General features: G+C 55.1%; 17 protein-coding genes. 9 read left to right on the forward strand and 8 right to left on the reverse strand.

Features of this window, described 5'->3' with window-relative positions:
• Nucleotides 1-58: 58 nt before the first annotated feature.
• From baeR to ACREYP_RS07580, 6 genes are read right to left on the reverse strand one after another with little or no spacing between them, the layout of a single operon-like run.
• On the reverse strand, nucleotides 59-781 hold the full coding sequence (baeR, locus tag ACREYP_RS07555; RefSeq protein ID WP_008455132.1) for an envelope stress response regulator BaeR: 723 nt from the start codon (nucleotides 779-781) through the stop codon (nucleotides 59-61).
• Nucleotides 778-2,172, reverse strand: coding sequence for an envelope stress sensor histidine kinase BaeS (gene baeS / locus ACREYP_RS07560; protein ID WP_008455130.1), 1,395 nt, complete (start codon nucleotides 2,170-2,172; stop codon nucleotides 778-780). Before baeS ends, baeR begins: the two co-directional genes overlap by 4 nt.
• Nucleotides 2,169-3,584: an MFS transporter gene (locus ACREYP_RS07565; RefSeq protein ID WP_498532504.1), complete on the reverse strand. Its 1,416-nt coding sequence runs from the start codon at nucleotides 3,582-3,584 to the stop codon at nucleotides 2,169-2,171. The genes baeS and ACREYP_RS07565 overlap by 4 nt, the downstream gene beginning before the upstream one ends.
• On the reverse strand, nucleotides 3,581-6,664 hold the full coding sequence (gene mdtC, locus ACREYP_RS07570) for a multidrug efflux RND transporter permease subunit MdtC (RefSeq protein WP_008455125.1): 3,084 nt from the start codon (nucleotides 6,662-6,664) through the stop codon (nucleotides 3,581-3,583). The genes ACREYP_RS07565 and mdtC overlap by 4 nt, the downstream gene beginning before the upstream one ends.
• A complete protein-coding gene (locus ACREYP_RS07575; RefSeq protein WP_498881223.1) occupies nucleotides 6,665-9,787 on the reverse strand; it encodes a multidrug transporter subunit MdtB in 3,123 nt (1,040 codons plus the stop codon). It abuts the gene before it with no gap.
• Nucleotides 9,787-11,040, reverse strand: coding sequence for a multidrug efflux RND transporter subunit MdtA (locus tag ACREYP_RS07580; protein ID WP_498881224.1), 1,254 nt, complete (start codon nucleotides 11,038-11,040; stop codon nucleotides 9,787-9,789). The genes ACREYP_RS07575 and ACREYP_RS07580 overlap by 1 nt, the downstream gene beginning before the upstream one ends.
• 270 nt (nucleotides 11,041-11,310) lie before the next feature.
• Between ACREYP_RS07580 and ACREYP_RS07585 the strand changes: the two genes are divergently transcribed.
• Both ACREYP_RS07585 and ACREYP_RS07590 read left to right on the forward strand, forming a co-directional pair.
• Nucleotides 11,311-11,676 (forward strand): type II toxin-antitoxin system RelE/ParE family toxin, encoded by a 366-nt coding sequence (locus ACREYP_RS07585; RefSeq protein ID WP_498881225.1) that lies wholly within the window; start codon nucleotides 11,311-11,313, stop codon nucleotides 11,674-11,676.
• Entirely contained in the window at nucleotides 11,660-11,956 is a 297-nt protein-coding gene (locus ACREYP_RS07590; RefSeq protein ID WP_166991201.1) for a helix-turn-helix domain-containing protein, read from the forward strand. Before ACREYP_RS07585 ends, ACREYP_RS07590 begins: the two co-directional genes overlap by 17 nt.
• Nucleotides 11,957-12,002: 46 nt before the next feature.
• Here ACREYP_RS07590 and yegD read toward each other — a convergent pair whose 3' ends face one another.
• Nucleotides 12,003-13,355 (reverse strand): Hsp70 family protein, encoded by a 1,353-nt coding sequence (gene yegD / locus ACREYP_RS07595; RefSeq protein WP_498881226.1) that lies wholly within the window; start codon nucleotides 13,353-13,355, stop codon nucleotides 12,003-12,005.
• A 161-nt stretch (nucleotides 13,356-13,516) separates the two neighbouring features.
• Between yegD and alkA the strand changes: the two genes are divergently transcribed.
• From alkA to ACREYP_RS07615, 4 genes are all read left to right on the forward strand, one after another.
• Entirely contained in the window at nucleotides 13,517-14,359 is an 843-nt protein-coding gene (gene alkA / locus ACREYP_RS07600) for a DNA-3-methyladenine glycosylase 2 (protein WP_498881227.1), read from the forward strand.
• 201 nt (nucleotides 14,360-14,560) lie between these two features.
• On the forward strand, nucleotides 14,561-15,460 hold the full coding sequence (locus tag ACREYP_RS07605; protein ID WP_498881228.1) for a Rossmann-fold NAD(P)-binding domain-containing protein: 900 nt from the start codon (nucleotides 14,561-14,563) through the stop codon (nucleotides 15,458-15,460).
• Nucleotides 15,460-16,488, forward strand: a complete 1,029-nt coding sequence (locus tag ACREYP_RS07610; protein WP_336817960.1) for an MraY family glycosyltransferase — start codon at nucleotides 15,460-15,462, stop codon at nucleotides 16,486-16,488. The genes ACREYP_RS07605 and ACREYP_RS07610 overlap by 1 nt, the downstream gene beginning before the upstream one ends.
• 122 nt (nucleotides 16,489-16,610) lie before the next feature.
• The gene (locus tag ACREYP_RS07615) at nucleotides 16,611-18,509 is read left to right on the forward strand and encodes a polysaccharide biosynthesis protein (protein ID WP_498881395.1); all 1,899 of its coding nucleotides are present in this window, start codon (nucleotides 16,611-16,613) and stop codon (nucleotides 18,507-18,509) included.
• A gap of 123 nt (nucleotides 18,510-18,632) precedes the next feature.
• Here the strand turns inward: ACREYP_RS07615 and ACREYP_RS07620 are convergent, their stop codons facing one another.
• Nucleotides 18,633-21,965, reverse strand: a complete 3,333-nt coding sequence (locus ACREYP_RS07620; RefSeq protein WP_336817962.1) for a diguanylate cyclase — start codon at nucleotides 21,963-21,965, stop codon at nucleotides 18,633-18,635.
• A 355-nt stretch (nucleotides 21,966-22,320) separates the two neighbouring features.
• On the opposite strand from ACREYP_RS07620, the gene udk reads away from it, so the two are divergent.
• From udk to asmA, 3 genes are all read left to right on the forward strand, one after another.
• Nucleotides 22,321-22,962, forward strand: coding sequence for a uridine kinase (gene udk / locus ACREYP_RS07625; protein WP_008455103.1), 642 nt, complete (start codon nucleotides 22,321-22,323; stop codon nucleotides 22,960-22,962).
• Nucleotides 22,963-23,085: 123 nt separating this feature from the next.
• A complete protein-coding gene (dcd, locus tag ACREYP_RS07630) occupies nucleotides 23,086-23,667 on the forward strand; it encodes a dCTP deaminase (RefSeq protein WP_008455101.1) in 582 nt (193 codons plus the stop codon).
• 46 nt (nucleotides 23,668-23,713) lie between these two features.
• Nucleotides 23,714-25,567 carry an outer membrane assembly protein AsmA gene (asmA, locus tag ACREYP_RS07635; protein WP_336817964.1) on the forward strand — a complete coding sequence of 618 codons (1,854 nt, stop codon included), beginning with the start codon at nucleotides 23,714-23,716 and terminating at the stop codon, nucleotides 25,565-25,567.
• Nucleotides 25,568-25,588 lie beyond the last annotated feature (21 nt).

Genomic DNA, 25,588 nt, shown 5'->3' on the forward strand with positions numbered 1-25,588 from the left:
GTAGAGTTTTTTGGGTTCTCTGAACAGTCTACTAAAAGTAGTCGTCCCGGATATGAGTTTAAATTACTCGCCCGGCATCCGCCTCCCAGCGATAACCCACCCCGTAAACGGCGCGAATAAACGACTGATCGGTATCCAGCGCTTCAAGCTTGCGGCGCAGGTTTTTTATGTGACTGTCGATGGTGCGGTCGGTGACCACGCGGTAGTCGTCATACAGATGGTTCAGCAGCATTTCGCGGGAGAACACCTTCCCCGGCTCGTGGGACAGGGTTTTTAGCAGGCGGAACTCGGCGGGGGTGAGATCCAGCAGTTTACCGCGCCAGATAGCCTGGAAACGGCCTTCATCAATCACCAGCGGACTTTCTTCCGACCCGGCGGAAATGGCAAGCTGACGCTTGCAGCGGCGGAGAATTGTTTTCACGCGTGCGACGACTTCGCGCGGGCTGTAAGGCTTGCAAATATAGTCGTCAGCGCCAATTTCCAGCCCCAGCAGACGGTCAATTTCTTCTATTTTGGCGGTCACCATGACGATGGGGACTTCGGAGAAACGTCTAATCTCTTTGCACAGCGTCAGGCCGTCTGTGCCGGGCAGCATCAAATCCAGCAGAATGAGATCCGGCGGCGTGTGGCGAACATACGGCAGCACCTGGTCGCCGTGGTTCAGCAGAGTAGGGGCATAGCTTGCCGCGCGGAGGTAGTCGATGAGCAACTGTCCAAGCTTAGGTTCATCTTCTACGATCAAAATACGGGGCGTACTGTCGTCAATCGGTAGCTCGGTCATAGTGTCCTCGACGTTTCTGTTTCCAGAGGAAGTTCAACGGTAATACTAACGCCGCCAAAGCGTGAATGGGAGGCGGTTAGCGTTCCGCCATGGGCGGTCACAATATTCTGGCAGATAGACAGGCCCAGCCCTGAACCGCCGCTGGCGCGGTTGCGGGAACCTTCCGCGCGGTAGAAACGGTCAAACAGCTGGCCTAGCTGCTCGTCCGAGACGCCGGGTTCGCTGTCGTCAAAGCTCATCACAAACTGCTGATTCACAATTTTACCGCCGATCACCAGTTGCCCACCGCTGTCGGTGTAGCGGAGGCTGTTTTCCAACAGGTTATTGAACAGCTGCATCAGGCGGTCTCCGTCACCGAAAATAGTCGCGGTTTCCGGTAGCGCAAGGCGTATTGTCAGCCCGCGTGACTCAAAACGGGATCGAAATGCCCCGGCAACCACTTCCAGCAGCGCAATGATATCCAGCGATTTTTTCTGGTAGGCCAGCGCGCCTTCATCGGACATGGAAAGCTGGTGCAGGTCGTCAACGAGCTTGGTCAGGGTGGCGACTTCCATCTGCAGTGACGTGACGGACTCCGGCGTAAACTGACGCACGCCGTCCTGAATTGCCTCTAGCTCACCGCGCAAAACGGCAAGCGGGGTGCGCAGCTCGTGAGAAATATCCGCCATGTAAGCCCGGCGCATTTTATGGTTTTTTTCCAGGGTGCTGGCAAGCTGGTTAAAGTCCTGTGCCAGCCGCCCCAGCTCATCCTGGCTGCCGACCGCAACCCGGGTGGAAAAATCTCCGGCGGCCAGCTTGTGCGTACCTTCAACCAGGCGTTTCACCGGGGCCAGAAGGCCACGGGCAAGCAGGAAGGTGGCCGCTGCCGCCAGCAAACTGGACAGGGCGACGATGATCCAACTTGTGCGCCGCTGCTGGCGATCGAAGTTAATGTCGGTATTGCGGGTCAAACGCTCAATGGGGGAGGCTATCACCCAGCCAACGTCCTGACCATTGACGTTAATCGGTTTGCGCATCCCGTCTGGAGGGAGCTTCTCTCGAGGGCCAACCAGAACCTGATAGTTTTGATCGACCACCCAAAACTTAGTGCGCCAGCCCTGCGGCGGCATGCCGTGAGCTTCATCCCCTTCGCGCTCAAACGAACGTAAAATCTGAAACACAAACCTGTCGTTGTGCCGCAGGAAGCGCCAGTTGCCGTGCAGCGCATACTGTTCGCCCAGGGCATCACTCAGCATCTCAATGCGCTGAGTATTACCGCGTTTGATGTAGTCGATAAAGCCACGCTCAAAGCTTAACCTCACGCCCCAGTGCATGATGGCCAGCACCAGCAGGCAGGTGGAGAATATGGCGAGGAATAATTTCCCGGTGATCCCGGAGCGGTAAAGTTTCATGTTTCGCTCCTTTTACGGCGGCTGATGACCGTGTTTTCTGAACGGTCATTTGGGACGCGGGCAAACAGCAATGCCGGAAGGGCGATGACCAGCGCCATGCAGAAATAGGTGTACATAAAGATGCTGTGAGCCTGTTCCCCACCCACCGGAAGCTGCTGGTGGCCAAACATGCCCAGCAGCAGGCCCGCGACGGTCACGCCGATACTCATGGAAAGCTGCATGACCATTGAGAGCATGCTGTTGCCGCCGCTGGCGAGGTCATCCGGCAGATCTTTTAGCGTCAGCGTATTCATGGAAGAGAAGCGCATGGAGTTGACCATGCCCTGTACAAACAGGACGACCGGCAGCAGCCAGAACCAGCCCATCAGGGCCGTACCCATAAACATCAGCGTGATCAGCGCCAGGCCGAGCGTGGCGACGACCAGCACGTTGCGGTAGCCGAAGCGGTTGACGACCTGCACAACGATACGTTTCATGCCCATGCTGCCAAGCACCATTGGGACCATCATCAGCCCGGCATGGAATGGCGAGAAACCCATCCCAATCTGCAGAAACACCGGCGTCATAAACGGCAACATGCCGCTGCCGATGCGCCCGCACAGGCTGCCCAGCAGGCCAAGCGAAAAGGTTTTCGTGTTGAACAGATTGAGATTGAACAGCGCGTTTTCGTTGTCGCGGGCATGCCACAGGTAAAGCAGAATGGCGATAACCCCGCCAAGGATCAGCAACCCGAGCGTTTCACTGGAAATGCCCAGGCCTTTTTGTCCGTCCAGGGCAATGGTCAGCGCCGCCATCCCAAACGCCAGTAGCAGGAAGCCGGAAATATCAAAGCGTCGGGTTTGCATGGTGTAGTTGGGCATCAGCCACAGGGTAGCGATGGCCCCGACAATGCCGACAGGAATGTTTATCAGGAAAATCCAGTGCCAGGAGGCGTACTCCACCAGCACGCCGCCCAGCGCAGGGCCGAGCAGGGGGCCTACCTGGCCTGGGATCGTCACGAAGGTCATCGCCGCCATATATTGCGCCCGCGGAACGATTTTCATCACCGTGAGGCGCCCCACCGGTACCATCATGGCCCCGCCAATGCCCTGCACGACGCGGGCGAGAACAAGCTCGTTGAGCGTTGAGGCATTGGAGCAAAACAGGGACCCGAGGGTAAAAAGAATTATCGCCGTGAAGAAGATATTGCGAACGCCCACTCTGTCCGCCAGCCAGCCGCTTGCCGGAAGCATGACCGCAACCGTTAACACGTAGGCCACCACCACCGAGTGCATATGCAGCGGGCTTACGCCCAGACTATGCGCCATCGAGGGAAGCGCGGTGTTCACAATCGTGGTGTCCAGCGCCTGCATAAAGAAGCCAAAAGCGACAATCCATAACTGCCAGCGAACGGCGGTGGGCAAATCAGTCATACGGACAGAGCCTTACTTTCACGGGGTTTGCGGCTAAAGCGCAATCTCAGTCGGTCAAAGAACAGGTAAACCACCGGCGTGGTGTAAAGCGTCAACAGCTGGCTCATCACCAGCCCGCCTACGATGGTGATCCCCAGCGGCTGGCGAAGTTCTGCGCCATCCCCGCTGGTTAGCACCAGCGGTAGCGCGCCAAACAGCGCGGCCAGCGTGGTCATCATAATAGGGCGGAAGCGCAGCAGGCAGGCCTGGAAAATCGCCTCTTCCGGCGTTAAATCGCCCTTACGCTGCGCCTCTATTGCGAAGTCCACCATCATAATGGCGTTCTTTTTCACGATACCTATCAGCAGCATGATACCGATTAGCGCAATCAGGCTGAAGGGGGCGCCGAAAAGTTCCAGCGCCAGCAGCGCCCCGACGCCCGCAGAAGGCAGCGTCGAGAGGATGGTCAGCGGGTGAACGTAGCTTTCGTACAATATACCCAGCACGATATACACTGTGGCAATGGCTGCCAGAATCAGAATCACCTGCGAGTTCATCGTCTGCTGGAACACCTGTGCCGTCCCGGCGTAGCTGCCGCGCACGGTAGTCGGTACGCCCAGCGAGGTCATGGTTCTGTCGATGGCGTCGCTGGCTTCAGAAAGCGATACCCCGTCAGGCAGGTTGAACGAGATGGTTGATGCGGCGGACAACCCCTGATGGTTAACCGACAGCGGGGCATTCGCTGGCTGCCATTTGGCAAAGTAGGAGAGGGGGATCGACTTCCCTTCGCTGTTAATCACAAACATCTGGTTGAGCGAGCTGATGTCCTGGGTGTAGCGCGGGTCGACCTCCATGACCACCTTATACTGGTTCAACGGCTGGTAGATGGTGGAAATCTGGCGCTGACCAAAGGCGTTGTTGAGCAAATTGTTGGCATCCGAGACGCTGATCCCCAGACGTGACATGGTTTCACGGTCGTAAATCAGGTCCATCTCCGAGCCGTTATCCTGCTGGTCGGAGTTAACGTCAGCTAGTTCCGGCAGCGCCGCCAGCGCTTTACGGATTTTCGGCTCCCACTCTCGCAGGGCGCTTAACTCATCGGAAAGCAGCGTGTACTGGTAGCTGGCGTTCGCCTGACGGCCACCAACGCGAATATCCTGCACCGCCATTAAATAGAGGTTGGCGCCGGGCTCTTTTGCAAGCTTGCCGCGCAGTCGGTCAATCACCTGCTGGGCGGTTTCCTGGCGTTCGCTCAATGGCTTAAGTGAGATAAACATCATGCCGCTGTTAACCCGAGAGCCGCCGGTAAAGCCGGTGACGTTATCCACCGCCGGATCTTCACGAATGATCTTCATAAAGTCCTGCAGCTTACCGCGCATGGCCTGGAAAGAGATGCTCTGATCGGCCTGAATATTGCCCATCAGCCTGCCGGTGTCCTGCTCCGGGAAGAAGGTTTTTGGGATCGCAATGTAGAGCCAGACGCTCAGGGCTATCGTCCCCAGCAGCACCATGCCCACCAGCCGCGTATGGTTTAGCACCCATTTCAACGACCGGGCGTAACCGCCCTGCATGGCAATCAGCAGGCGACCAAATCCACGGTTTTTGTTTCTCTTTTCCGGCGGACGGTTCTTCAGGAGCCAGCCACACATCATCGGCGTGAGGGTGAGCGACACCACCAGCGAAATCCCGATAGCGACCGAAAGTGTGACCGCAAACTCGCGGAATAGGCGCCCCGGCAGACCGCCCATCAACAGCAGCGGCAGGAAGACCGCCACCAGCGACAGACTCATGGACAACACGGTAAAGCCCACTTCCCGCACGCCCTGGAGCGCCGCTTGCATGGGCTTCACGCCCGCTTCCAAATGACGGGAAATGTTTTCCAGTACCACGATGGCGTCATCGACCACAAAACCTGTGGCGATGGTCAGCGCCATCAGCGACAGGTTATTGAGGCTGAAGCCGCACAGATACATGGCGGCAAAAGTCCCGATCAGCGACACCGGCACGGCCACCGCCGGAATAAAGGTCGCGCGCCCTGAGCGAAGAAACAGAAACACCACCAGAATCACCAGCGACACGGAGATCACCAGCGATTGTTCTACCTCGGCCAGCGAGGCGCGAATGGTTGGCGACCGGTCCTGGGCTACCTGCAGGTCGATGGAAGCCGGAATGGTTTCTCGTAGTTCGGGTATTTTGGCGCGGATGCGGTCCACGGTTTCGATGATGTTCGCTTCCTGCGACTTGCGAATCATCAGCAAAATGGCTGGTTTGGCGTTGGTCATCCCGGCGTTACGCACGTCCTGTACGCTGTCGGTGACGTTGGCGACATCCTGAAGGCGTACGGCCGAACCGTTATTGTAATGCACGATAAGCGGCATATAGTTTGCCGCTTTTTTTAGCTCGTCGTTGGTCTGAATTTGCCAGCGGCTTGTACTGTCCTCTACCGAACCAAGGGGACGGCGAACGTTGGCATTGCTTATTGCAGTCCGGACGGCATCCAGCGACACGCCCTGGTTAAACAGCGCCTGTGGGTTGAGGTCCACGCGCACCGCGGGCAGAGAGCTTCCGCCGACGTCCACGTCGCCCACGCCGTCGATTTGTGAGACGGTTTGCGCGAGCTGCGTGGAGGCAAAATCATACAGCTCACCCTGCGATAGTGTGTCTGAAGTGAGCGTCAGGATCATGATCGGCGCATCGGACGGGTTGGCCTTGCGGTAAGTTGGCCGCCCCGGCATCCCGCTTGGCAGCAGGCTTTGGGCAGCGTTAATCGCCGCCTGCACGTCCCGCGCGGCACCGTTGATGTCACGGTCGAAATTAAATTCCAGAATGATGCGGGTGCTGCCCAGCGAACTGGACGAGGTCATTTCGTTGACCCCGGCAATGCGGCTCAGGGAACGCTCCAGCGGCGTGGCCACGGACGACGCCATGGTTTCCGGCGACGCGCCCGGCAGCGAGGCGCTGACCATGATCACCGGAAAATCGACCTGCGGCAGCGGGGCAACCGGCAGCAGGCGGAAGCCCAGCACGCCGCACAGCGTAATGGCGACGGTCAATAAAATCGTCGCCACCGGGCGGTAAATGAAGAGGGCAAAAAACTTCACTTACGCCTCCTCATGCTGTCGGCCGAAACGACGGCGCGTGTAGTGCGACAGGCGGTCGAACAGCAGGTAAATCACCGGCGTGGTAAACAGCGTCAGCACCTGGCTGAGCAGCAGGCCACCCACCATGCCAATACCCAGCGGGCGGCGAAGTTCTGCGCCAACGCCGGTTGAAAGCATCAGCGGGAGTGCACCCAGCAGCGCGGCGAGCGTGGTCATCAGAATCGGACGGAAACGCAGCAGACAGGCCTGGTAAATCGCTTCGTACGGGGCCATGCCCTGTTCACGCTCGGCGGCCAGCGCAAAGTCGATCATCATGATCGCATTCTTCTTCACGATACCAATGAGCAGAATGATGCCGATAATAGCGATAACGTCCAGTTCGGCCCCCGCCAGCATCAATGCAAGCAGTGCGCCAACGCCCGCCGTGGGCAGCGTCGACAGGATAGTGATCGGGTGGATAAAGCTTTCATACAGCACGCCAAGCACGATGTACATCGCCACGACCGAAGCAATAATCAGCCAGATGGTGCTGCCCAGCGCGGCCTGGAAGGCGAGGGTGCTACCCTGGAACTGCGTCGTGATATCGGACGGCATCGCCAGCTCTTTTTCCGCCGAGGTGATGGCGTTCACCGCGTCGCCCAGCGATTGCCCTTCCGGCACGTTAAAGGAGAACGTGGTGGACGGGAACTGGTCCAGGTGATTGATCGACAGCGGGGCAAAGCGCTGCTCCACCTTCGCAATCGCGCTTAATGGAATGCTGCCGCCGGTGCTGCTGGTGAGGCGAATGTTGTCGAGCGCGCTCAGCCCTGGCGTGGTGCTAGTGTCATGTTCGAGTACCACGCGATACTGGTTGGCCTGGGTGTAAATGGTTGAAATAAGGCGCTGGCCGAAGGCGTTATACAGGGCGCTGGTCACCGATGACATGTTGATGCCGAGGCGGCTGGCGCTGTCGCGGTCAACGTTGACGTAGGCCATCAGCCCCTGATCCTGCCAGTCACTGCTGATATCCGCGAGCTGAGGCAGCGTTTTAAGCTTGTCTTCCAGCTGCGGCACCCAGGTGCTCAGTTCGTCCAGCGAGGTCGCCTGCAGGGTGAACTGGTACTGGGTGCGGCTCACCGTGGTGTCGATAGTCAGATCCTGGATCGGCTGCAGATAAAGCTGCACGCCCGGGACGCTGGCGACATTCTGCTGCAATCTGTCAATCACCGTCGGGATGCGGTCATCACGGTCGCTGAGCGGCTTAAGGTTAATTTGCAGGCGGGCGCTGTTTAACGAAGGGTTGGTGCCGTCTACGCCGACAAACGACGTCAGGCTTTCCACCGCCGGATCTTTCAGTATCACGTCTGCGACCTGCTGCTGACGCTGGGCCATGCTGGCGAAGGAGACCGACTGCGGAGCCTGCAGCGTGCCCTGGATAATGCCGTTATCCTGAATCGGGAAGAAGCCTTTGGGGATAAAGATCCACAGCACAATGGTCAACGCCAGCGTGCCAAAAGCAACGCTCAGCGTCAGCCACGGATGATTCAGCACTTTGCTAAGCAGGCGGCCATAGGCGGCAATGATGTTATCAAACATCTTCTCGCTGGCGCGGGAGAAACGGTTCTGCTTACGCAATGATTCGTGGCTCAGCATTCTGGCGCACATCATCGGGGTAAGCGTCAGCGAAACCACGGCGGAGATTAAAATAGAAATTGCCAGCGTCACGGCAAACTCGCGGAACAGACGGCCCACGATATCACCCATAAACAGCAGGGGGATGAGTACCGCAATCAGCGAGAAGGTCAGGGAAATAATGGTAAAGCCGATTTCCCCGGCGCCTTTTAACGCGGCGGCCAACGGCTTCTCACCTTTTTCGATGTAGCGAGAAATGTTCTCTATCACCACGATGGCATCGTCCACCACGAACCCGGTGGCGATGGTCAGCGCCATCAGCGTCAGGTTATTGATGGAGAAATCAAGGAATACCATCACCGCAAATGTGCCGACCAGCGACAGCGGCACGGCGACGGCAGGAATGATGGTGGCCGGCACGTTGCGCAGGAACAGGTAAATGATCATCACCACCAGCGCAATGGCCAGCATCAGCTCGTGCTGGGTGTCGGTCACGGAGGCGCGAATGTTGGTGGTACGGTCGCTGAGCAGTTTTACTTCAACCGACTTCGGCAGGCTTTGGGTCAGCGTCGGCAGCATCTGGCGGATGCTGTCTGCCGTCTCAATGATGTTGGCCCCAGGCTGGCGCTGGACGTTCATCACGATGGCCTGCTGCTTGTTTGCCCAGGCGCCGAGCCAGCTGTTCTCTGCCCCTTGCTCAACGGTGGCAATATCCCCGAGGCGGATTGGCGCGCCGTTCTGATAAGCGATGATTAAATCCCGGTATTCCTGGGCCGACTTCATCTGGTCGTTGGCGGAGAGCGTGACGGCGCGCTCCGGGCCGTCAAGGCTGCCTTTGGCAGAGTTGACGTTGGCATTGGTGATGGCGGTGCGAATGGTTTCGCTGGTCAGGCCGAGTGCGGCAATCACCGGAGCGTTCAATTTAACGCGAACGGCGGGGCGCTGGCCGCCCGCCAGCGTGACCAAACCGACGCCAGAAACCTGGGAGATTTTCTGGGCTACGCGGGTTTCCACCATATCTTCCACCTGCGTCATCGGCAGGGCGGTTGAGGTCACGGCAAGCGTCATGATAGGCGGATCCGCCGGGTTGACCTTGCTGTAAACCGGCGGGTTTGGCAGGTCAGTGGGCAGAAGGTTTGTCGCGGCGTTGATGGCCGCCTGCACTTCCTGCTCGGCAACGTCAAGCGCCAGCGTCAGCTGGAACTGAAGGGTGATAACCGACGCCCCGCCGGCGCTTTGCGATGACATCTGCTTCAGGCCGGACATCTGCCCAAACTGGCGTTCGAGTGGGGCAGTGATCGCCGAAGTAATGACATCCGGGCTGGCGCCGGGATAGAGCGTGACCACCTGAATGGTAGGGTAGTCCACCTCCGGTAGCGCTGATACCGGGAGAAAGCGATAGCCAATAATCCCCGCCAGCAGGATAGCCACCATCAATAACGTGGTGGCAACTGGACGAAGAATAAACAGGCGGGAAGGGCCGCCAGTGGAGCCTGGAGGTAACACCTGCATCAGGAGCGTGCTCCGTTGTGTTTGTGGCCCGATTTTGCCTGGGCGGCAGGTTTGGCGTTATCGTCGGCTGCGCTGTGCGGTTCGACAACCTCAACCTGCGCGCCTTCCGTCAGGCGGTCAATACCGTCGGTCACTACGCGATCGCCTGCGGAAACGCCGGCGCTAATCACGACTTTCTGACTGTCCTGAATTCCCGGCGTAACCAGGTGTTTACTGACTTTGTTATCGCCGTTCAGTACCCAGACGAAGTGGCCTTCATTGCCCATTTGCAACGCACCGGCTGGGATCACCACGGAATTTTGCTGGGTGTCCACCAGCATACGGGCGTTCACAAACTGATTTGGGAACAGAGCGTCATCCAGATTATCAAAGCGCGCTTTCAGCTTGATGGTGCCGGTGGTGGTATCGATTTGGTTATCAAGGCTCAGCAGTTTACCGCTGCTGAGTTTTGCGCTGTTGGTGCGGTCCCAGGCTTCAACGCTCAGCGTTTCGCCGGCTTTCTGCGCTTTAATCACCGTGGCGATGTCGTTTTCCGGCAGGGTGAACACCAGGTCAATCGGGTGCGTTTGCGTCAGCACGACAATACCGTTGGTGTCGCTGGTGGAAATCTGGTTGCCAATATCGACCTGCTTCAGGCCAACCCGGCCGTCGATAGGGGCGGTGACGCGACTCCAGTTAAGCTGCAACTGAGCGCTGGCAACGCTGGCTTCATCGGCCTTAACCGTGCCGAGTGTGGATTCCACAAGCGACAGCTGAGTATCGAGGTCCTGGCGGGAGACTAAGTTGGTTTTTACCAGTTGTTGGTAGCGGGCGAGGTCGCGGCGAGCATTTGCCAGGGTGGCCTGATCCTTAGCCAACTGCCCCTGGGCCTGAGCCAGGGCGACTTTGAACTGGCTCGGGTCAATTTCTGCCAGCAAATCACCGGCTTTTACCTGCTTGCCTTCCTGGAAATGAATGGCCAGAAGTTGCCCGTCAACGCGGCTGCGCACCGTCACGGTATTGGCCGCGGTGATAGTGCCCAAGCCGGTTAAGTAATGCGGCACGGCTTCACTGGTTGCCGTTGCGGCCTGAACCGGGGCCAGCGCACCGCCGCGCATTCCGCGTCGGCCGCCCTGGGCGGTTGTCTGGCCTGATTTAGCCTGGGGCTGAGTCCCCGAAGATGTATTGTGGCTGCGCCAGAACCAGACGGCGGCAATCACCACCAGAATAAAGGCTGTAATCCACAACCAGCGAGAAGTCTGCGTGCCTTTCATAGATGACGTGTTCTCTTTCTGAAACGATTAGGCTTAATGTGACTAGTTTAGTAATCAATAGCCCCGTAATGATGGAGGAAATATGAAGTACTGTCAGATTAGCAACATATAGTAAGTAAGTGATGTTTTCGTGGCCAAATAAAACTGTTATTCCCAAAACGTTTTCCGAGGCGTCACGCAAGTTTCAGTCCCAGGAGTAGTCATATCACGAAGCGAGAAATAAGCTGTGGTTTATATTTCAAATATAATCTATAGTTTATGAGGTGAGTGATGATCTGGCGCGTGATATTTACCGACTCTTTCTACTTTTGGTATCAGGCCCAGCCCGTAGAGCTCCGCAAACGACTTGTGGCGGTCTTCGGCAATATTGAGTTCTGGGGGCCGGCTTTAAGCCGCCCGCAGGCGGACACGGTAAAGGGATCTCGCTATCCCAATATGAAGGCATTACGTTTGCTATGGTGCGGCAAGCCATATCGGATCTTTTTTGCTTTTGACCCGCATCGCAGAGCCGTTGTGCTGTGTGGTGGAGACCAATCAAACGATACGCGTTTTTATCAGGCGCAGATAAAAGTGGCCGATACGCAGTTTGCGCATCACCTGGCAGAACTGGAAGATGAAAATGAAAACGTTAACTGAAGTGATGGCGGGGTTTTCGGCGGAAGAGCAGGCCGAGATCCGCGCAATGACCGAAGTCTTAATTCTGGAAACGGGATTGCAGCTGGTACGTGAGCAGCAGGGACTTTCTCAAAAACAAGTGGCGCAAAAAATGGGGGTTTCCCAGCCGGCAATCGCCGCGATTGAACAACGCGGTAACGATCTCAAAGTGCTCACGCTGAAGCGCTACGTTGAGGCGCTGGGCGGTAAACTTTCGCTGCATCTGGAGTTTCCAGAAAGCGACCGGCGTTTCCAGATATAAAAAAACCGCAGGAGGCCTGCGGTTTGAGCGGTATGTTTGAACGTGATTATCTGAAAACCACGTCTGACCAACGGGCAAGCCCCTGCGTCACCGAGCCAAAGTCATCCCCTCCGGCAATCGGAATATCAGGCAACTGCTGGGCGAGCGCATGGCGCAGCAGCGGAGAACGAGCGCTGCCGCCGGTCAGGTAAATAACCTCAGGTTTAGCCTGGCTGTTGTCCATCGCCAGCGTGACCTGCTCCATGATGCGCTGTAGCGGCTGGCTGATAGCGGTTTCCAGCGCTTGCTGGCTGATATCGCAGCCTACGTATTTGGCAATAAACGGCAGCAATGCTGAAACCTGCTGGCTGTTGGAGAGCGCAATCTTGCTCTCTTCTGCCGCCCTGACAAGGCGATAGCTCAGACGCTGACGCCAGACTTTCTGCAGATACGCCACCTTTTCCGGCTCGCGCGCGTCCCGCACCAGCTCATTGAGCGCGCGGCCGTTAGCCGCGCTGTAGAAGTCATTCTGAGCCGGGACATCGTTAATCGCGACGGCGTTCCACCAGGGTAATACCGGCAGCGCGATGCCTTTTTCCGTCTGGCCGCCCATGCCAAGCAGCGGAGCCAGCTGTTTAAATGCCAGCATAATATCCAGATCGTTACCGCCCACGCGGCAGCCGCTGTGGCCCAGAAGGCTTTGTTCACGGTCGCGGCGCTGGTGCCAGTCAGGCCCCATCAGCAGTACCGAGCAGTCGGTGGTGCCGCCGCCAATGTCGACCACCAGCACCTGCTTTTCTTCCTGCAGTGTGGCTTCAAAATCCAGCCCCGCAGCTACGGGTTCAAACTGAAACACCACGTCGCGGAAGCCAGCGCGGTGCGCGGCGCGTTCCAGAATTCCCTGAGCCTGCTGGTTAGCATCTTCCCCGCCCAGTCCCTGGAAGTTAATCGGCCTGCCAATCACGGCCTGGTCGATGGTCCCTTCCAGCTGGTTTTCCGCCTGTTTACGGATGTGCAGCATCATCGCGCAGACCAGATCTTCAAACAGCGCGACCTGCTGCGGTTTCAGGCCGGTGGCGCCGAGGAAGGACTTTGGCGATTTAACGAAGTAAACCTCTTCCGGATCTTCCATGTACTGACCAAGAGAACTTAAGCCAAATTTTACGCTGCCGGGCAGCACATCAATGTCTTCTTCGCGGTTGTAGCTCACCGCACGGCGCAGCAGTGCCTGGGTCTCGCTTCCCGTAGCCGGAACTTCGTGGTGACGGAAGAGCCACTCGCTCACCGCTTCACGCGTCGGTGCACAGAGCATAGAAGGCAGCAGCGATGAGCCGTTCTCCATCTCCAGCAGCTGTGGTTTTCCGTCGCGCATAATGGCGACCGAGCAGTTCGCCGTCCCGTAGTCAAAACCGATTTTCATTTTCGTTGATTATCCCCATGCCAGTGAGAAGGGGGGCGACTTTAGCGGAATGCCGGTCCGTGGGCAACTGAATATGAAAGCAAGGCAGAAATCGGCATTTGGCGGTATGCTAAATAAGCTGTGTTGTCTGCCTAATGCCCTCATTCTCTTCAGGATTATTTATGTACACCCTTAGCTATCAACCGCCCTATGACTGGTCCTGGATCCTTGGTTTTTTACGGGGACGTGCCGTGGAGGGCGTGGAAGTTGTTACCGCCAGTCGCTATCAGCGCAGCTTCGCGCTGGGAGAATATGCCGGGCTGGTGACGCTTGAACCAGACGAGAAAAATCTTTGCCTCAATGTGACGCTAAGCGACGGCCTGCAGCCTGTGGCAGGCGAAGTTTTACAACGCGTGAAGAACTTACTGGATTTGGACAAGGATCCGCAGCAGGTATTAAGCAGCCTGGGCACGTTGGCGGCAGCCCGGCCCGGCCTGCGTCTGCCGGGATGTATGGACCCGTTCGAACAGGCCATTCGGGCCATTCTTGGGCAACTGGTTAGCGTGGCGATGGCGGCAAAATTGACCGGCAAAGTGGCAAAGACATTCGGAAGGAAGCTTGAAGGTCACGAGGGCTGGTATCTGTTTCCGGATACCAGGACGCTGGCAAACTGCGATGTTCAACAGCTGAAATCTTTAGGCATGTCGCTTAAGCGTGCAGAGGCTATTGTGCATCTTGCCGGAGAGGTGGTGAAAGGGCAGTTTCCGCTGCAGCTACCCGATGATTTGGAGCAGGGAATAAAAACCCTGATAGCATTGCCCGGTATCGGGCGCTGGACAGCCAACTATTTCGCCCTGCGCGGCTGGCAGGCCAGCGACGTTTTCCTGCCGGACGATTACCTGATTAAACAGCGCTTTCCTGATATGACGTCTGCACAAATCCGCCGCTACGCCGAGCGCTGGCAGCCCTGGCGCTCCTACGCGCTGTTACACATCTGGTATAGCGACGGCTGGACGCCAGACTGATTCACAGGATTATATGCTACAATATTTGAACTTGTAACCGACCTTTATTAGTAAGAAAATCCCGATATAAAAGTGGTGTCTGAATTTTATATTTAAATTAATATTACTGAATGAGTTTCATTTTTAATTCAGATGAACGGATTATAAGGGTCGAATGTGAGAGTTTTAGTTACAGGGGCCACGGGTTTCGTGGGGAGTCGCTTGGTTACAACGCTCAGGGAATTGGGGTATGAAGTCGTCGGCACAACTCGTCGTGGCTCGCAGAATACTGCTGGACTGGTTGATATCGGCGATATTTCGGCAACAACGGACTGGTCCCCGGTGCTTGAAGGGTGTGATGCCGTCGTGCATACCGCCGGTCGGGCTCATATCTTAAAAGATTCAGCTGCGGATAAACTCTCGGCGTTTCGGCAGGTTAACTGTGACGCAACCTTAAAGCTTGCTCACGACGCGTTGAATGCAGGGGTCAACCATTTTATTTTCATCAGTTCTATTGGCGTAAATGGCAATGCCACTACTCATACGCCATTTACCGAAAAATCAATACCTAAGCCTGTCTCAGATTATGCGATTTCTAAATTTGAAGCTGAGCAAAAGCTGAACGAAGCATTTTCTTCAGGCCCAATGGCGATTACGGTGATTCGTCCGGCGCTTATCTGTGGCGAAAATGCACCGGGCAATATTCGGCGTTTGTTAAAACTGGTTGCCAGTGGGCTGCCGCTTCCTTTCAAAGGAATAAAAAACAAGCGAAGCATGGTTTCTCTGGAAAACGTTGTCAGCTTTATTGCCACTTGCCTGAACGATCCTCGTTCAAAAAATCAGCTTTTTGTTCTCGCCGATAAAGATAAACCCACCACGGAAGATATTGTTCGATCATTCGCGGGTGGAATGAACAAATCTCCTCGTGTCTTTTGGTTTCCAGCGGCTATATTGAAGGTTTTACTGATGCTAACAGGGAAGCAAAGCATTTATGAGCAACTCTATGGCTCATTGGATATTGATGCCTCCTACGCCTCCGAGCTGTTGGGTTGGCAGCAACCCGTTACGCTTTCCGAAACGATGGAAAAAGCAGCAAAATATTATTCAAAGGACGCTCAGTAATGCAGGCATTAATTGTGGCCGTAGTCGTTTTTATTCTCTCATTTATTCTGACCTGGTGCCTACGAGCCTATGCGTTAAAAAACAACGTTATTGATATACCGAATCAACGTAGCTCTCACTCTATACCGACGCCTCGTGGTGGCGGTGTGGCCATTGTTATCAGTCTTATGGTTGGGTTGATTGCGCTGTCCCTCCTTCAGCTCATTTCATACTCGACGATGTTCTCGCTGATTGTTGCCGGCGGAATTACCGCGGTGGTCGGTTTTCTTGACGACCATGGGCACATTGCGGCTCGCTGGCGATTACTGATGCACTTCCTGGCCGCCGCAGCAGGGCTTTTCTTTCTTGGAAACTTTCCTGCGATCGAGCTTTTCGGCTACACCTTCTCTGCCGGATGGATTGGGATGGTTTTCGGATTAGTCTATCTGGTATGGATGCTGAATCTTTATAACTTTATGGATGGCATTAATGGGCTGGCGAGCATGGAGGCGATTGTTTTTTCCCTTACATCTCTGCTGATTGTCTGGATTGCTGTGCCTGATGCTTTGGGGTCAGACGCATCGCTTAGCGTTTTGCTGCTGGGGGCTGCCGCGCTCGGTTTTATCTTCTGGAATTTCCCGAACGCAAAAATTTTCATGGGCGATGCCGGAAGTGGCTTTCTGGGAATAACCATCGGCTTACTGGCTCTTCATATTGGCCTGCTTGATAGCAAACTCTTCCTTGCCGAGATGTGTTTACTTGGCGTTTTTATCGTAGATGCTACCTTAACGTTACTGCGCCGTTTGCTGGCAGGCAAAAAGGTGTACGAAGCTCACGCAAGCCATGGCTACCAGATACTTGCAAGAAAATATGGTAGCCATAAGCCCGTTACTCTTGGTGCGCTGTGCGTCAATCTTATCTGGTTAACCCCTTTTGCCATGTTGATTGCAGCGGGTGCCATTACGGGAGTGGTAGGATTAGCGATAGCCTGGGCTCCGGTTGTGATTGTCGCGTGGCGCTGCGGAGCTGGCGTAAAGGATAAGGGCTAACAGCCATAAAGCAGGGTTACGGGCACCACTGATATATATTTAGTTGTACCAGAGGGTGCTCAGTAAAAATTTTCACTCTATAACAACAGGTTGGTGAACAGGTGTCCTGTTCTATTGAAAATATGCTTACGTTTCTGCTTGCTTTACCAAGACCGGTAAAAAGAATTATTACGCTGGCAATTGATGTTGTGCTGCTGTTGTGTGCTTTCTGGTTCTCTTTCTGGGTGCGTATTGATGCCCTGACACCTCTGACAAGTGGGCCGCACTGGTTACTGATTTTGTCGATTATTCTGGTCACGCTAGGCTTCTTTGTCAGACTTGGCCTCTATCGTGCTGTTATTCGATATATTACGGCTAAAGTTTTTGTCTCGGTTGCGGTGGGTATGGTGGCGTCGTCCATCCTGCTTATCGTGACCGCGTTTTATACAAATATCTATTTGCCTCGCACCATCCCATTTATCTATTTTTCCTTTGGTTTACTGCTAGTTACAGGCTCAAGACTGGCGTTAAGAATGCTGGTCAACCATGGATTAAAACTGGGAGCTAAGGTCATTATCTACGGCGCAGGTGCATCAGGGCGTCAGTTACTGCCTGCCTTAAGCCAGGCATCTGAGTATTACCCGGTTGCTTTTGTTGACGATAACCCTCGTCTACAAAAAACCGTTATGCATGGTGTGACGGTTTACTCGCCTGAAAAGCTGGCCTGGTTAGTCGAGAAGTACGAGGTCCAAAAAATCCTGTTGGCCATGCCAAGCTTGAGCCGCTCTCGTAAAAGCGAAGTGATGAAAAAGCTGGAAGGCCTCCCCTGTGAGGTGCTTTCTATTCCCGGGATGGTTGATCTGGTGGAAGGGAAAGCCAGCATTGCTACGCTGAAAAAAGTCTCTATTACCGACCTTTTAGGACGTGACCCCGTGGCGCCTGTACCTGAGTTAATTGCCCGGAATATCCAGGATAAGTCGGTCATGGTGACAGGGGCGGGTGGATCCATCGGCTCAGAACTTTGTCGCCAGATTATTTTGAACGGGCCGAAAGCGTTAGTTCTCTATGAGATCTCTGAGTTTTCGCTTTACGCTATCGAGCGCGAATTATCTGAGATGATCAAGAGCAAGGGATTGACGATCAAACTCTATCCTGTGCTGGGTAATGTGCAAAACCAGGCTCATCTGGAGCGGGTTATCGGGAGTTTCGGTATCGAAACTATCTACCACGCCGCGGCTTATAAACACGTACCTTTAGTTGAGTATAACGTTGCCGATGGCGTCAGAAATAACGTCTTTGGTACGCTGGCCTGTGCACAGGCAGCAATCCGCTGCGGTGTCCCGAAATTTGTATTGATCTCTACGGATAAAGCTGTTCGCCCGACCAACACGATGGGGGCAACAAAACGCATGGCGGAGCTTGTGCTGCAGGCATTGGCGGTACAGCAGTCAGGTACCTGCTTTAGCATGGTGAGATTTGGTAATGTGCTGGGGTCTTCAGGTTCTGTTGTTCCACTCTTTGAAAAGCAGATAGCTAAAGGGGGGCCAATTACGTTGACACACCCGGACATTATTCGCTACTTCATGACGATTCCAGAGGCCGCGCAGCTGGTTATACAGGCTGGTGCGATGGGCAACGGCGGAGACGTTTTTGTCCTCGATATGGGCGATCCGGTAAAAATCATCGACCTGGCAGAGCGTATGGTTTCTTTAAGTGGCTTTACCTTACGTGATGATTCGAATCCGGAGGGTGATATTGAGATTAAAACCACCGGATTGAGACCAGGTGAGAAGCTCTTTGAGGAACTCCTCATTGGTGACAATGTGATGACGACGCAGCACCCACGAATCATGGCCGCCAGTGAAGTGAAGCTTTCATGGGAGGAGCTTAACGTTTATCTCACCGACATGAACGACGCCTGTGGACATTATGACATGGATACCATTCGTTCCATTTTGCTCAAGGCGCCTACAGGCTTTAATCCTAGCGATGATATTTGCGATATCGTATGGAAAAATGCTTCCTGCAATATGCCCAATTAAAGTCAGGATGAAGGTCACGAGCTGAACTCAGCGGTGACTAAGCCAGTTCTGGCTGGCAGACGCTAAATAAAAACCCCTGAATCGGTCAACCGGACAGGGGTTTTTTTATTGGGGTGGGGCTGGTCAGTTAATGCCAAAATAACTATTCGTCAGCAGCAGCTCCAGCGGCTGCGGCTGGGCGATGGTTTCCCCATAGATTAAATCAATGCCAATGCCCGACAGCGTATCCATTACCAGAGGCATATCCGCCGGACCGGCGATAGTTTGCAGCGCCATGCGTTGGGCGTGACCATGCACAATCGTCACCATCATTTCGTCCATCAGATTACAGTGCACGTTGAGGATCAGGTCCGGGTCTAACATCACGTAGTCGAACAGATGATGGCTCAGGGTATTAAACAGTTCCAGATCGCGCCCAACGTGGCTCAGCACCATGCGGCAACCGGCTTTGCGCAGCCGTTTCAGGCTGGCATAAGCGCGCTGTGGCTCGGTGAGCAAGTCGCTGCTTTGAATCGTCAGGTGCAGCAGACGGGCCGGCATTCTGCTGGAGGAAAGCTGTTCCAGCAGCTCATTGACGAAGGTGTCGCTGGCCAGGCCCGCACCGGAAACGGGCAGCGCGACGCCAAAACCTTTCCTTGCGACCTGAGCGGCATACTTGTCAAAAAATTCGCTAAATACGCGGCGATCCAGCGCATGGTGAAGTGCCGGGTCGGCGAGGCCTGAGCGGAATGCGGGTTCGTTGATAACGTCCCCTTCGTTGCCCCAGAAGCGCAGGGTCAGGAGATAGAAACAGGTCGATTCCGGGATGCGCGGCGGCGCAATCGCCATCGCTATCATCAGCATGGGATTGTCTTTGATCACCTGCCACTGCTCGTCGAGGGGCATGGTGTCTCGTCCTTGCTCCATGTAGTGGCGATGCGGTTCATAAACCGTGACCTGGCCGCGGCCGTTGTTCTTCGAGGCGTAGCAGGCGATATCGGCCTGGGAGAGCACTTCAGACGCGATAGCATTATCGCCGTCAATGTGCGTGATCCCGGCGCTGGCGCCGATGCGGTGCAGACGGCCATCCCACATAAAGTGGTAGTCGTTGATACTGCGAATAATGCGCTCAGAAATATAACGTGCGTTTTCAGTGGAACAATCTGGCAGCAGCAAACCAAATTCGTCGCCGCCGAGGCGAGCAAGGAAATCCCCCGTGCGCAGCATACTCAGCATCATCGCCGCCAGCTCCCGCAGCAAAGCATCACCTGCGGCATGGCCCGCGGAGTCGTTTACGGCTTTAAAACGGTCGAGGTCAATGAACACCAGGGCATGGCGCTGACGGTGTTCAACCGCACCCTGCAGTAAGCGCTTCAGGTGATTCTCAAAGCTTACCCGGTTGGCCAGGTGCGTCAGGCTATCGTGCGAGGCGCTGTAGCTCAGCTGTTTGAGCATTTTCCGGGACTCAGTCACATCCTGGATAACCAGCACGGAGCCAATGCTTTGGCCGTCCAGCGTAGTCAGCGGCGTAATGGTGTAGTGGATGTCGTAGCTACCGCCGTTGCGGCAATGCAGCACGACATCCTGCTCTATAGCGCTCCGGGAAAAATCGCCGCTGTGTATGTTTTCCATCACCGGGCCGTTATCACCGAAGGTGATGCGCAGAATCGCCAGAATGTGCTGGCCGATGGCCGCCTCCTGCGCCCAGCCGCTGAGCTTCTCGGCAATCGGGTTCATAAAGGAGACATTCATGTCGACGTCGGTGCAAATTACCGCTTCGCCGATCGAGTCCAGCGTGATGTGCAGCCGCTCTTTTTCCTGGTACAGCGCTTCGTTGAGCTGCTTAACTTCGGTCATGTCCATATTGATGCCCAGCAGCCGTTCCACGTCGCCGTTCTTATTCAGCACGCGGTTAGCCAGGGAGCGGATATGGCGGATACCGTCTTTGACATGGATACGAAATTCAAGCTTAAACGGCAGGCGATTTTTTAACGACTCGCGAATAACGGTTTCCGAGTGGGCGAGATCTTCTTTCACCAGCCTGTTCAGCCAGAGCTGGTAGGTGGGTTTGGTATGCGGCGGCACGTCGTAAAGCTCAAACATCCGCTTATCCCAGCTGATGACATCGTTGGTCAGATCCCACTCCCAGATGCCGATGCCGCCGGCTTCATTGGCAAGCGTAATCCGCTCCATCAGCCGCTTGTTGATCCACTCGGTATGCTTCAGGTCGTTGATGTCTTCAATCTGGGCGATGTAGTAGAGCGGCGTGCCGTCGGTATGACGCACAACGGACGCCGTGAGCATGGCCCACACGACATTGCCCGCGCTGGTGTAATAGCGCTTTTCCATTGAATAGCTATTGATGTGCCCGGCCTCGAGCTTGCTCAGGTGCTGAAGATCGAGATTCAAATCTTCGGGCCAGGTAATTTGCTGGAAGGTGAGATCGCTCAGCTCTTCGCTGGAATAGCCGAGGAACTTACATAATGACTTATTGACCTGCAGCCATTTGCCCTCGGTAGAGACCAGCGCCATGCCAATAGCCGAGTATTCCATGGCGTTACGAAAGCGCGTTTCGCTTTCGGTGATGTGTTTACGCTCTGTGCGGGAGGAGTACATCACCATTGTGATGACGTTTGCCGGCAGCAGAATCAGCAGAAACGGCAGCCACGGCGCATATTCCAGCACGCGCGGGTGGGGCGTTAACATCGGGAGCTTGCCGATGGCTATCATCGCCGAGACCATCATCAGCGTGGCAAGGAAAATAATAAAGGCTTCCAGACGCGGCAGCCGAATGGCGCTCCACATCAGAATGACGATGATAAAAGTGAACGGCCAGGGCAGATAAATTAATGAAAAATAGCTGAGTGCCAGCGTGACGGCGAAGGTTGCCACGGTTTCGAACAGCAGGGCCGCTTTGCGGTGACGAAGCAAATAATAAGGTTTAAACAGCAGCCCTGCCGGCATCAGCGCCAGCGCCCCGATGGATTCAGACAGCACCCATATAAAGAAGGTTTTCAGCGACGAGGAGTCAACCGGTATCGGCAATAGCGTCACCAGCAGGCCGCCGACCAGCGGAGGGATTACCGCACTGCACACGGCAAGTCGTGACCAGTTATTGAGGTTTTGTAAGGGGTTTTTCCGCGGCAAAAAGCGACGTAACAAAAGCGCGCCCAGCAGAGCCTCAAACAGGTTTATTGCGGTTAACGAGATATTCAGACCGCTAAATGAAAAAACGGCGGCGCTGGCTGCCATGCTGCCCAGTGCACAGACGGCGGCAATGAACGGCCATTGATGGAGAGGAGAACGGAAAAATGCCGCCATCATCACCGAGGTGGTAAACCAGATAGGCACCAGATCGGTGCCTTTTAACGTCAGCTCAAGGGAATAGAGGGTGAAAACAAAGCTGAGTAACCCCAAGCCAGCCAGCAGTATCAGTGAATGGACGGCGGCTTCTGTTTGTCTGTTTTTTCTAATCATTACCGCAAATCCGCTTGGACACTGCCGCCAGGAGTCATGCCCGGATGCATATAAATAAAGAATCGGTTTATGCTAGTACAAACAATTTACAATTCCTATGCTCGGTTGTCAGAATTTACCTACAGAGTGTCAGAAATTGCGTAGTCAAATCACGTAATTAAATAATTCCACTTTACCCGTTGCCTGGCGATGGTGCGCTGTCATGCCTTTGTCACTTTGTTGGCCCTTTGCCGCGTAATTTCACGATTGCAGGGGGTAAGAGGCTGGTATCAAAAGGCGGTTGTCCCTATAATTGCGGCGTTTGACGCCTCCGCGTCGTCCTTCCAACACTTTTCGTATTCAGGCCGTAAATAATATGACCGATCAGTCTCATCAATGCGTCATCATCGGGATAGCCGGCGCATCGGCTTCAGGGAAAAGCCTCATTGCCAGCACGTTGTATCGTGAACTGCGCGAGCAAGTCGGCGATGAACACATTGGTGTCATTCCAGAAGACAGTTACTACAAAGATCAAAGCCATCTGTCGATGGAAGAGCGTGTTAAAACCAACTACGATCACCCCAGCGCAATGGACCACAACCTGCTTTTCCAGCATTTGCAGACGCTGAAGTCCGGCAAAGCTATCGAACTGCCGGTTTATAGCTACGTGGAGCACACCCGCACCGACCAGACCGTGCATTTGGTCCCGAAGAAGGTGATCATTCTGGAAGGCATCCTGCTGCTGACCGATGCGCGCCTGCGCCAGGAAATGAACTTCTCTATTTTTGTTGATACACCGCTGGATATCTGCCTGATGCGCCGTATGAAGCGCGACGTTAACGAGCGCGGCCGTTCAATGGACTCCGTGATGGCGCAGTATCAAAAAACGGTACGCCCAATGTTCCTGCAGTTTATTGAGCCTTCCAAACAATACGCCGATATTATCGTGCCGCGCGGGGGCAAGAACCGCATCGCAATCGATATTCTGAAAGCCAAAATCAGTCAGTTCTTTGAATAAAGACCTTTGCGGGCGCGCGTAAGCCGCTCGCTTTTACGTTGAATCCCTCATCCATTGCCAATTGGCTATCGTCGACGCTCTGTGGCAGTGTGTGTAAACTGAGATTGATAAGGAGAATCTGCGATGCGCCTTTGCGATCGTGATATCGAAGCCTGGCTGGATGATGGCCGTTTAGCGATTACCCCCCGTCCTCCGGTTGAACGCATTAACGGTGCCACCGTGGATGTGCGCCTCGGCAATAAATTCCGCACGTTTAGCGGGCATACCGCACCTTTTATCGATCTCAGCGGCCCTAAAGATGAAGTCACCGAAGCGTTAGAGCGCGTGATGAGTGATGAGATTGTGCTGGAAGAAGGTGAAGCTTTCTTTCTACATCCCGGTGAACTGGCGCTGGCGGTAACGCTGGAATCTGTCACGCTGCCGGACGACCTTGTGGGCTGGCTGGATGGGCGTTCCTCGTTAGCGCGCCTGGGCCTGATGGTACACGTCACCGCCCACCGCATCGATCCGGGCTGGCATGGCTGTATCGTGCTTGAGTTCTACAATTCAGGGAAGCTGCCGCTGGCGCTGCGTCCGGGCATGATGATTGGCGCGCTGAGCTTTGAACCCCTCTCCGGGCCAGCGGCTCGCCCTTATAATCGCCGTCAGGATGCCAAATACCGCGACCAGCAGGGTGCGGTAGCAAGCCGTATCGATAAAGACTGAATTGCAGTGAGTTGTTCGCCCTCTGGCGAATGATATGGAGAATGTTATGAGACGACTATTAACCACGTTGATGATTCTGCTGGTTGTGCTGATAGCCGGCCTGACCTCACTCGTGTTGTTGGTTAACCCTAACGACTTCCGTGGTTATATGGTTCGTCAGGTTGAGGCCCGCAGCGGCTATCACCTTGAGCTGGAAGGGCCGCTGCGCTGGCATGTCTGGCCGCAGCTGAGTATTTTGTCTGGCCGCATGTCACTGACTGCGCCGGGTGCCAGTTTGCCAATGGTTAGCGCGGAAAATATGCGTCTGGATGTAGCGCTGATTCCGCTGCTTTCTCACCAGCTTCAGGTTCGCCAGGTCATGCTGAAAAGCGCGGTGATTCAGATGACGCCGCAGGCTGAAGCGAAGCTTTCGGCTAACGCGCCGGTAGGGCCAAAAGACACCATTAGTGAACCGGATACCGGGCGTGGCTGGTCCTTTGATGTTGCGAAGCTTAAGGTCGTCGACAGCGTGCTGGTCTTCCAGCATATCAATGACGAGCAGGTCACCGTCCGCAATATTAACCTGCAAATGACGCAGGATGATAAGCGCCAGGCGCATATTGAACTCAGCAGCCAAATCAACCGTGACCAGCGGGATTTAACGCTTTCGGTCACCGCAGATATCGATCTCCATGACTATCCGCAGCAAATCAACGCCACGTTAAGCCAAATTGACTACCAGCTGCAGGGCGCCGACCTTCCGGCTGGCGGCATCGGCGGCTCGGGTTCGCTTCAACTGGGCTGGAAAAACACGGGCAGCCAGCTTTCGCTGTCAAATATGCAGCTCACGGCCAACGACAGTGATTTACAGGGCAATGTCAGCGTGGCGATGCAGGATAAACCGCAGTGGACGGTGGATCTGCAATCTCGCCTGCTCAATCTCGACAAACTGGTGGCCAATGCACCCGTTGCGGATACCTCGATTAACCAACAGGCCCAGCAGGCTCAGCAACCGTCCCGCCCGGGCCCGGTGATTGCCGAACAACAGGGTGAAACCAACTACCACAGCCTGCGTAATTTTAATGCCGTACTGAATATCAAGGCCGGTGAAGTGCGCTGGCGCGGCCTGGCGTTCAGCGATGTGCAGACCGCGCTGGTGAATCAGGAGGGTAAACTCAGTATTAACCAGCTCAACGGCAAGCTGGGGCAGGGCACGCTCTCGCTGCCGGGCTTCCTGGATGCCAGCGGCAAGACGCCTGAGCTTGCCTTCCAGCCGCAGGTGAAAAATATTGAGATCGGCAAAATTCTGACCGCGTTTGATTACCCGATTGCGTTAACCGGGCAGTTTTCTATGACGGGTGATTTCAGCGGTGAACGCCTTGATGCGGAGGATTTCCGCAGTAACTGGCAGGGAGACGCCCAGCTTGAGCTGGTCCATTCCCGCCTCGAGGGGATGAACTTCCAGCAGCTGATTCAGCAGGCGGTCAGTCGGAACAATGAGGGCGTGGATGCGCAGCAGAATGTTCAGAACGTCACCGAGCTTGATCACTTCTCCACGTCTGCGTCGCTGGATAACGGGCTTCTGACGATGACGAAGATGGTCGGTGAGTCCAGCGTATTGTCCCTGACCGGCGAAGGCACGATGGATCTGGTGAAAGAGGTCTGCGACACCAACTTTGCAATTAAAGTCGGCGGCGGCTGGCAGGGCAGCGACAGTAAACTGATTGAAGTGCTAAAAAACACGGCCGTTCCGCTCCGGGTTTATGGCCCGTGGCAGCAGCTGAATTACACGCTGCAGGTTGACCAGGTGCTGCGTAAGCAGCTGCAGGATGAAGCTAAGCGTCGGCTCAATGACTGGCTGGATAAGCATAAAGAGAGCGACAAGGCGAAAGACGCTCAGCAGTTACTGAATAAGCTTTAACGACAAAAAAACCGGCTCTCG

Source organism: Enterobacter sp. TMH.L2 (assembly GCF_050847315.1).
GTDB lineage: Bacteria > Pseudomonadota > Gammaproteobacteria > Enterobacterales > Enterobacteriaceae > Cedecea.

Bases quoted from the DNA above. Each gene is read 5' to 3' on its own strand.
- baeR (WP_008455132.1), bottom strand. From the start codon at position 781: ATGACCGAGCTACCGATTGACGACAGTACGCCCCGTATTTTGATCGTA.
- baeS (WP_008455130.1), bottom strand. From the start codon at position 2,172: ATGAAACTTTACCGCTCCGGGATCACCGGGAAATTATTCCTCGCCATA.
- ACREYP_RS07565 (WP_498532504.1), bottom strand. From the start codon at position 3,584: ATGACTGATTTGCCCACCGCCGTTCGCTGGCAGTTATGGATTGTCGCT.
- ACREYP_RS07575 (WP_498881223.1), bottom strand. From the start codon at position 9,787: ATGCAGGTGTTACCTCCAGGCTCCACTGGCGGCCCTTCCCGCCTGTTT.
- ACREYP_RS07580 (WP_498881224.1), bottom strand. From the start codon at position 11,040: ATGAAAGGCACGCAGACTTCTCGCTGGTTGTGGATTACAGCCTTTATT.
- ACREYP_RS07585 (WP_498881225.1), top strand. From the start codon at position 11,311: ATGATCTGGCGCGTGATATTTACCGACTCTTTCTACTTTTGGTATCAG.
- ACREYP_RS07590 (WP_166991201.1), top strand. From the start codon at position 11,660: ATGAAAACGTTAACTGAAGTGATGGCGGGGTTTTCGGCGGAAGAGCAG.
- yegD (WP_498881226.1), bottom strand. From the start codon at position 13,355: ATGAAAATCGGTTTTGACTACGGGACGGCGAACTGCTCGGTCGCCATT.
- alkA (WP_498881227.1), top strand. From the start codon at position 13,517: ATGTACACCCTTAGCTATCAACCGCCCTATGACTGGTCCTGGATCCTT.
- ACREYP_RS07610 (WP_336817960.1), top strand. From the start codon at position 15,460: ATGCAGGCATTAATTGTGGCCGTAGTCGTTTTTATTCTCTCATTTATT.
- ACREYP_RS07615 (WP_498881395.1), top strand. From the start codon at position 16,611: ATGCTTACGTTTCTGCTTGCTTTACCAAGACCGGTAAAAAGAATTATT.
- ACREYP_RS07620 (WP_336817962.1), bottom strand. From the start codon at position 21,965: ATGATTAGAAAAAACAGACAAACAGAAGCCGCCGTCCATTCACTGATA.
- udk (WP_008455103.1), top strand. From the start codon at position 22,321: ATGACCGATCAGTCTCATCAATGCGTCATCATCGGGATAGCCGGCGCA.
- dcd (WP_008455101.1), top strand. From the start codon at position 23,086: ATGCGCCTTTGCGATCGTGATATCGAAGCCTGGCTGGATGATGGCCGT.
- asmA (WP_336817964.1), top strand. From the start codon at position 23,714: ATGAGACGACTATTAACCACGTTGATGATTCTGCTGGTTGTGCTGATA.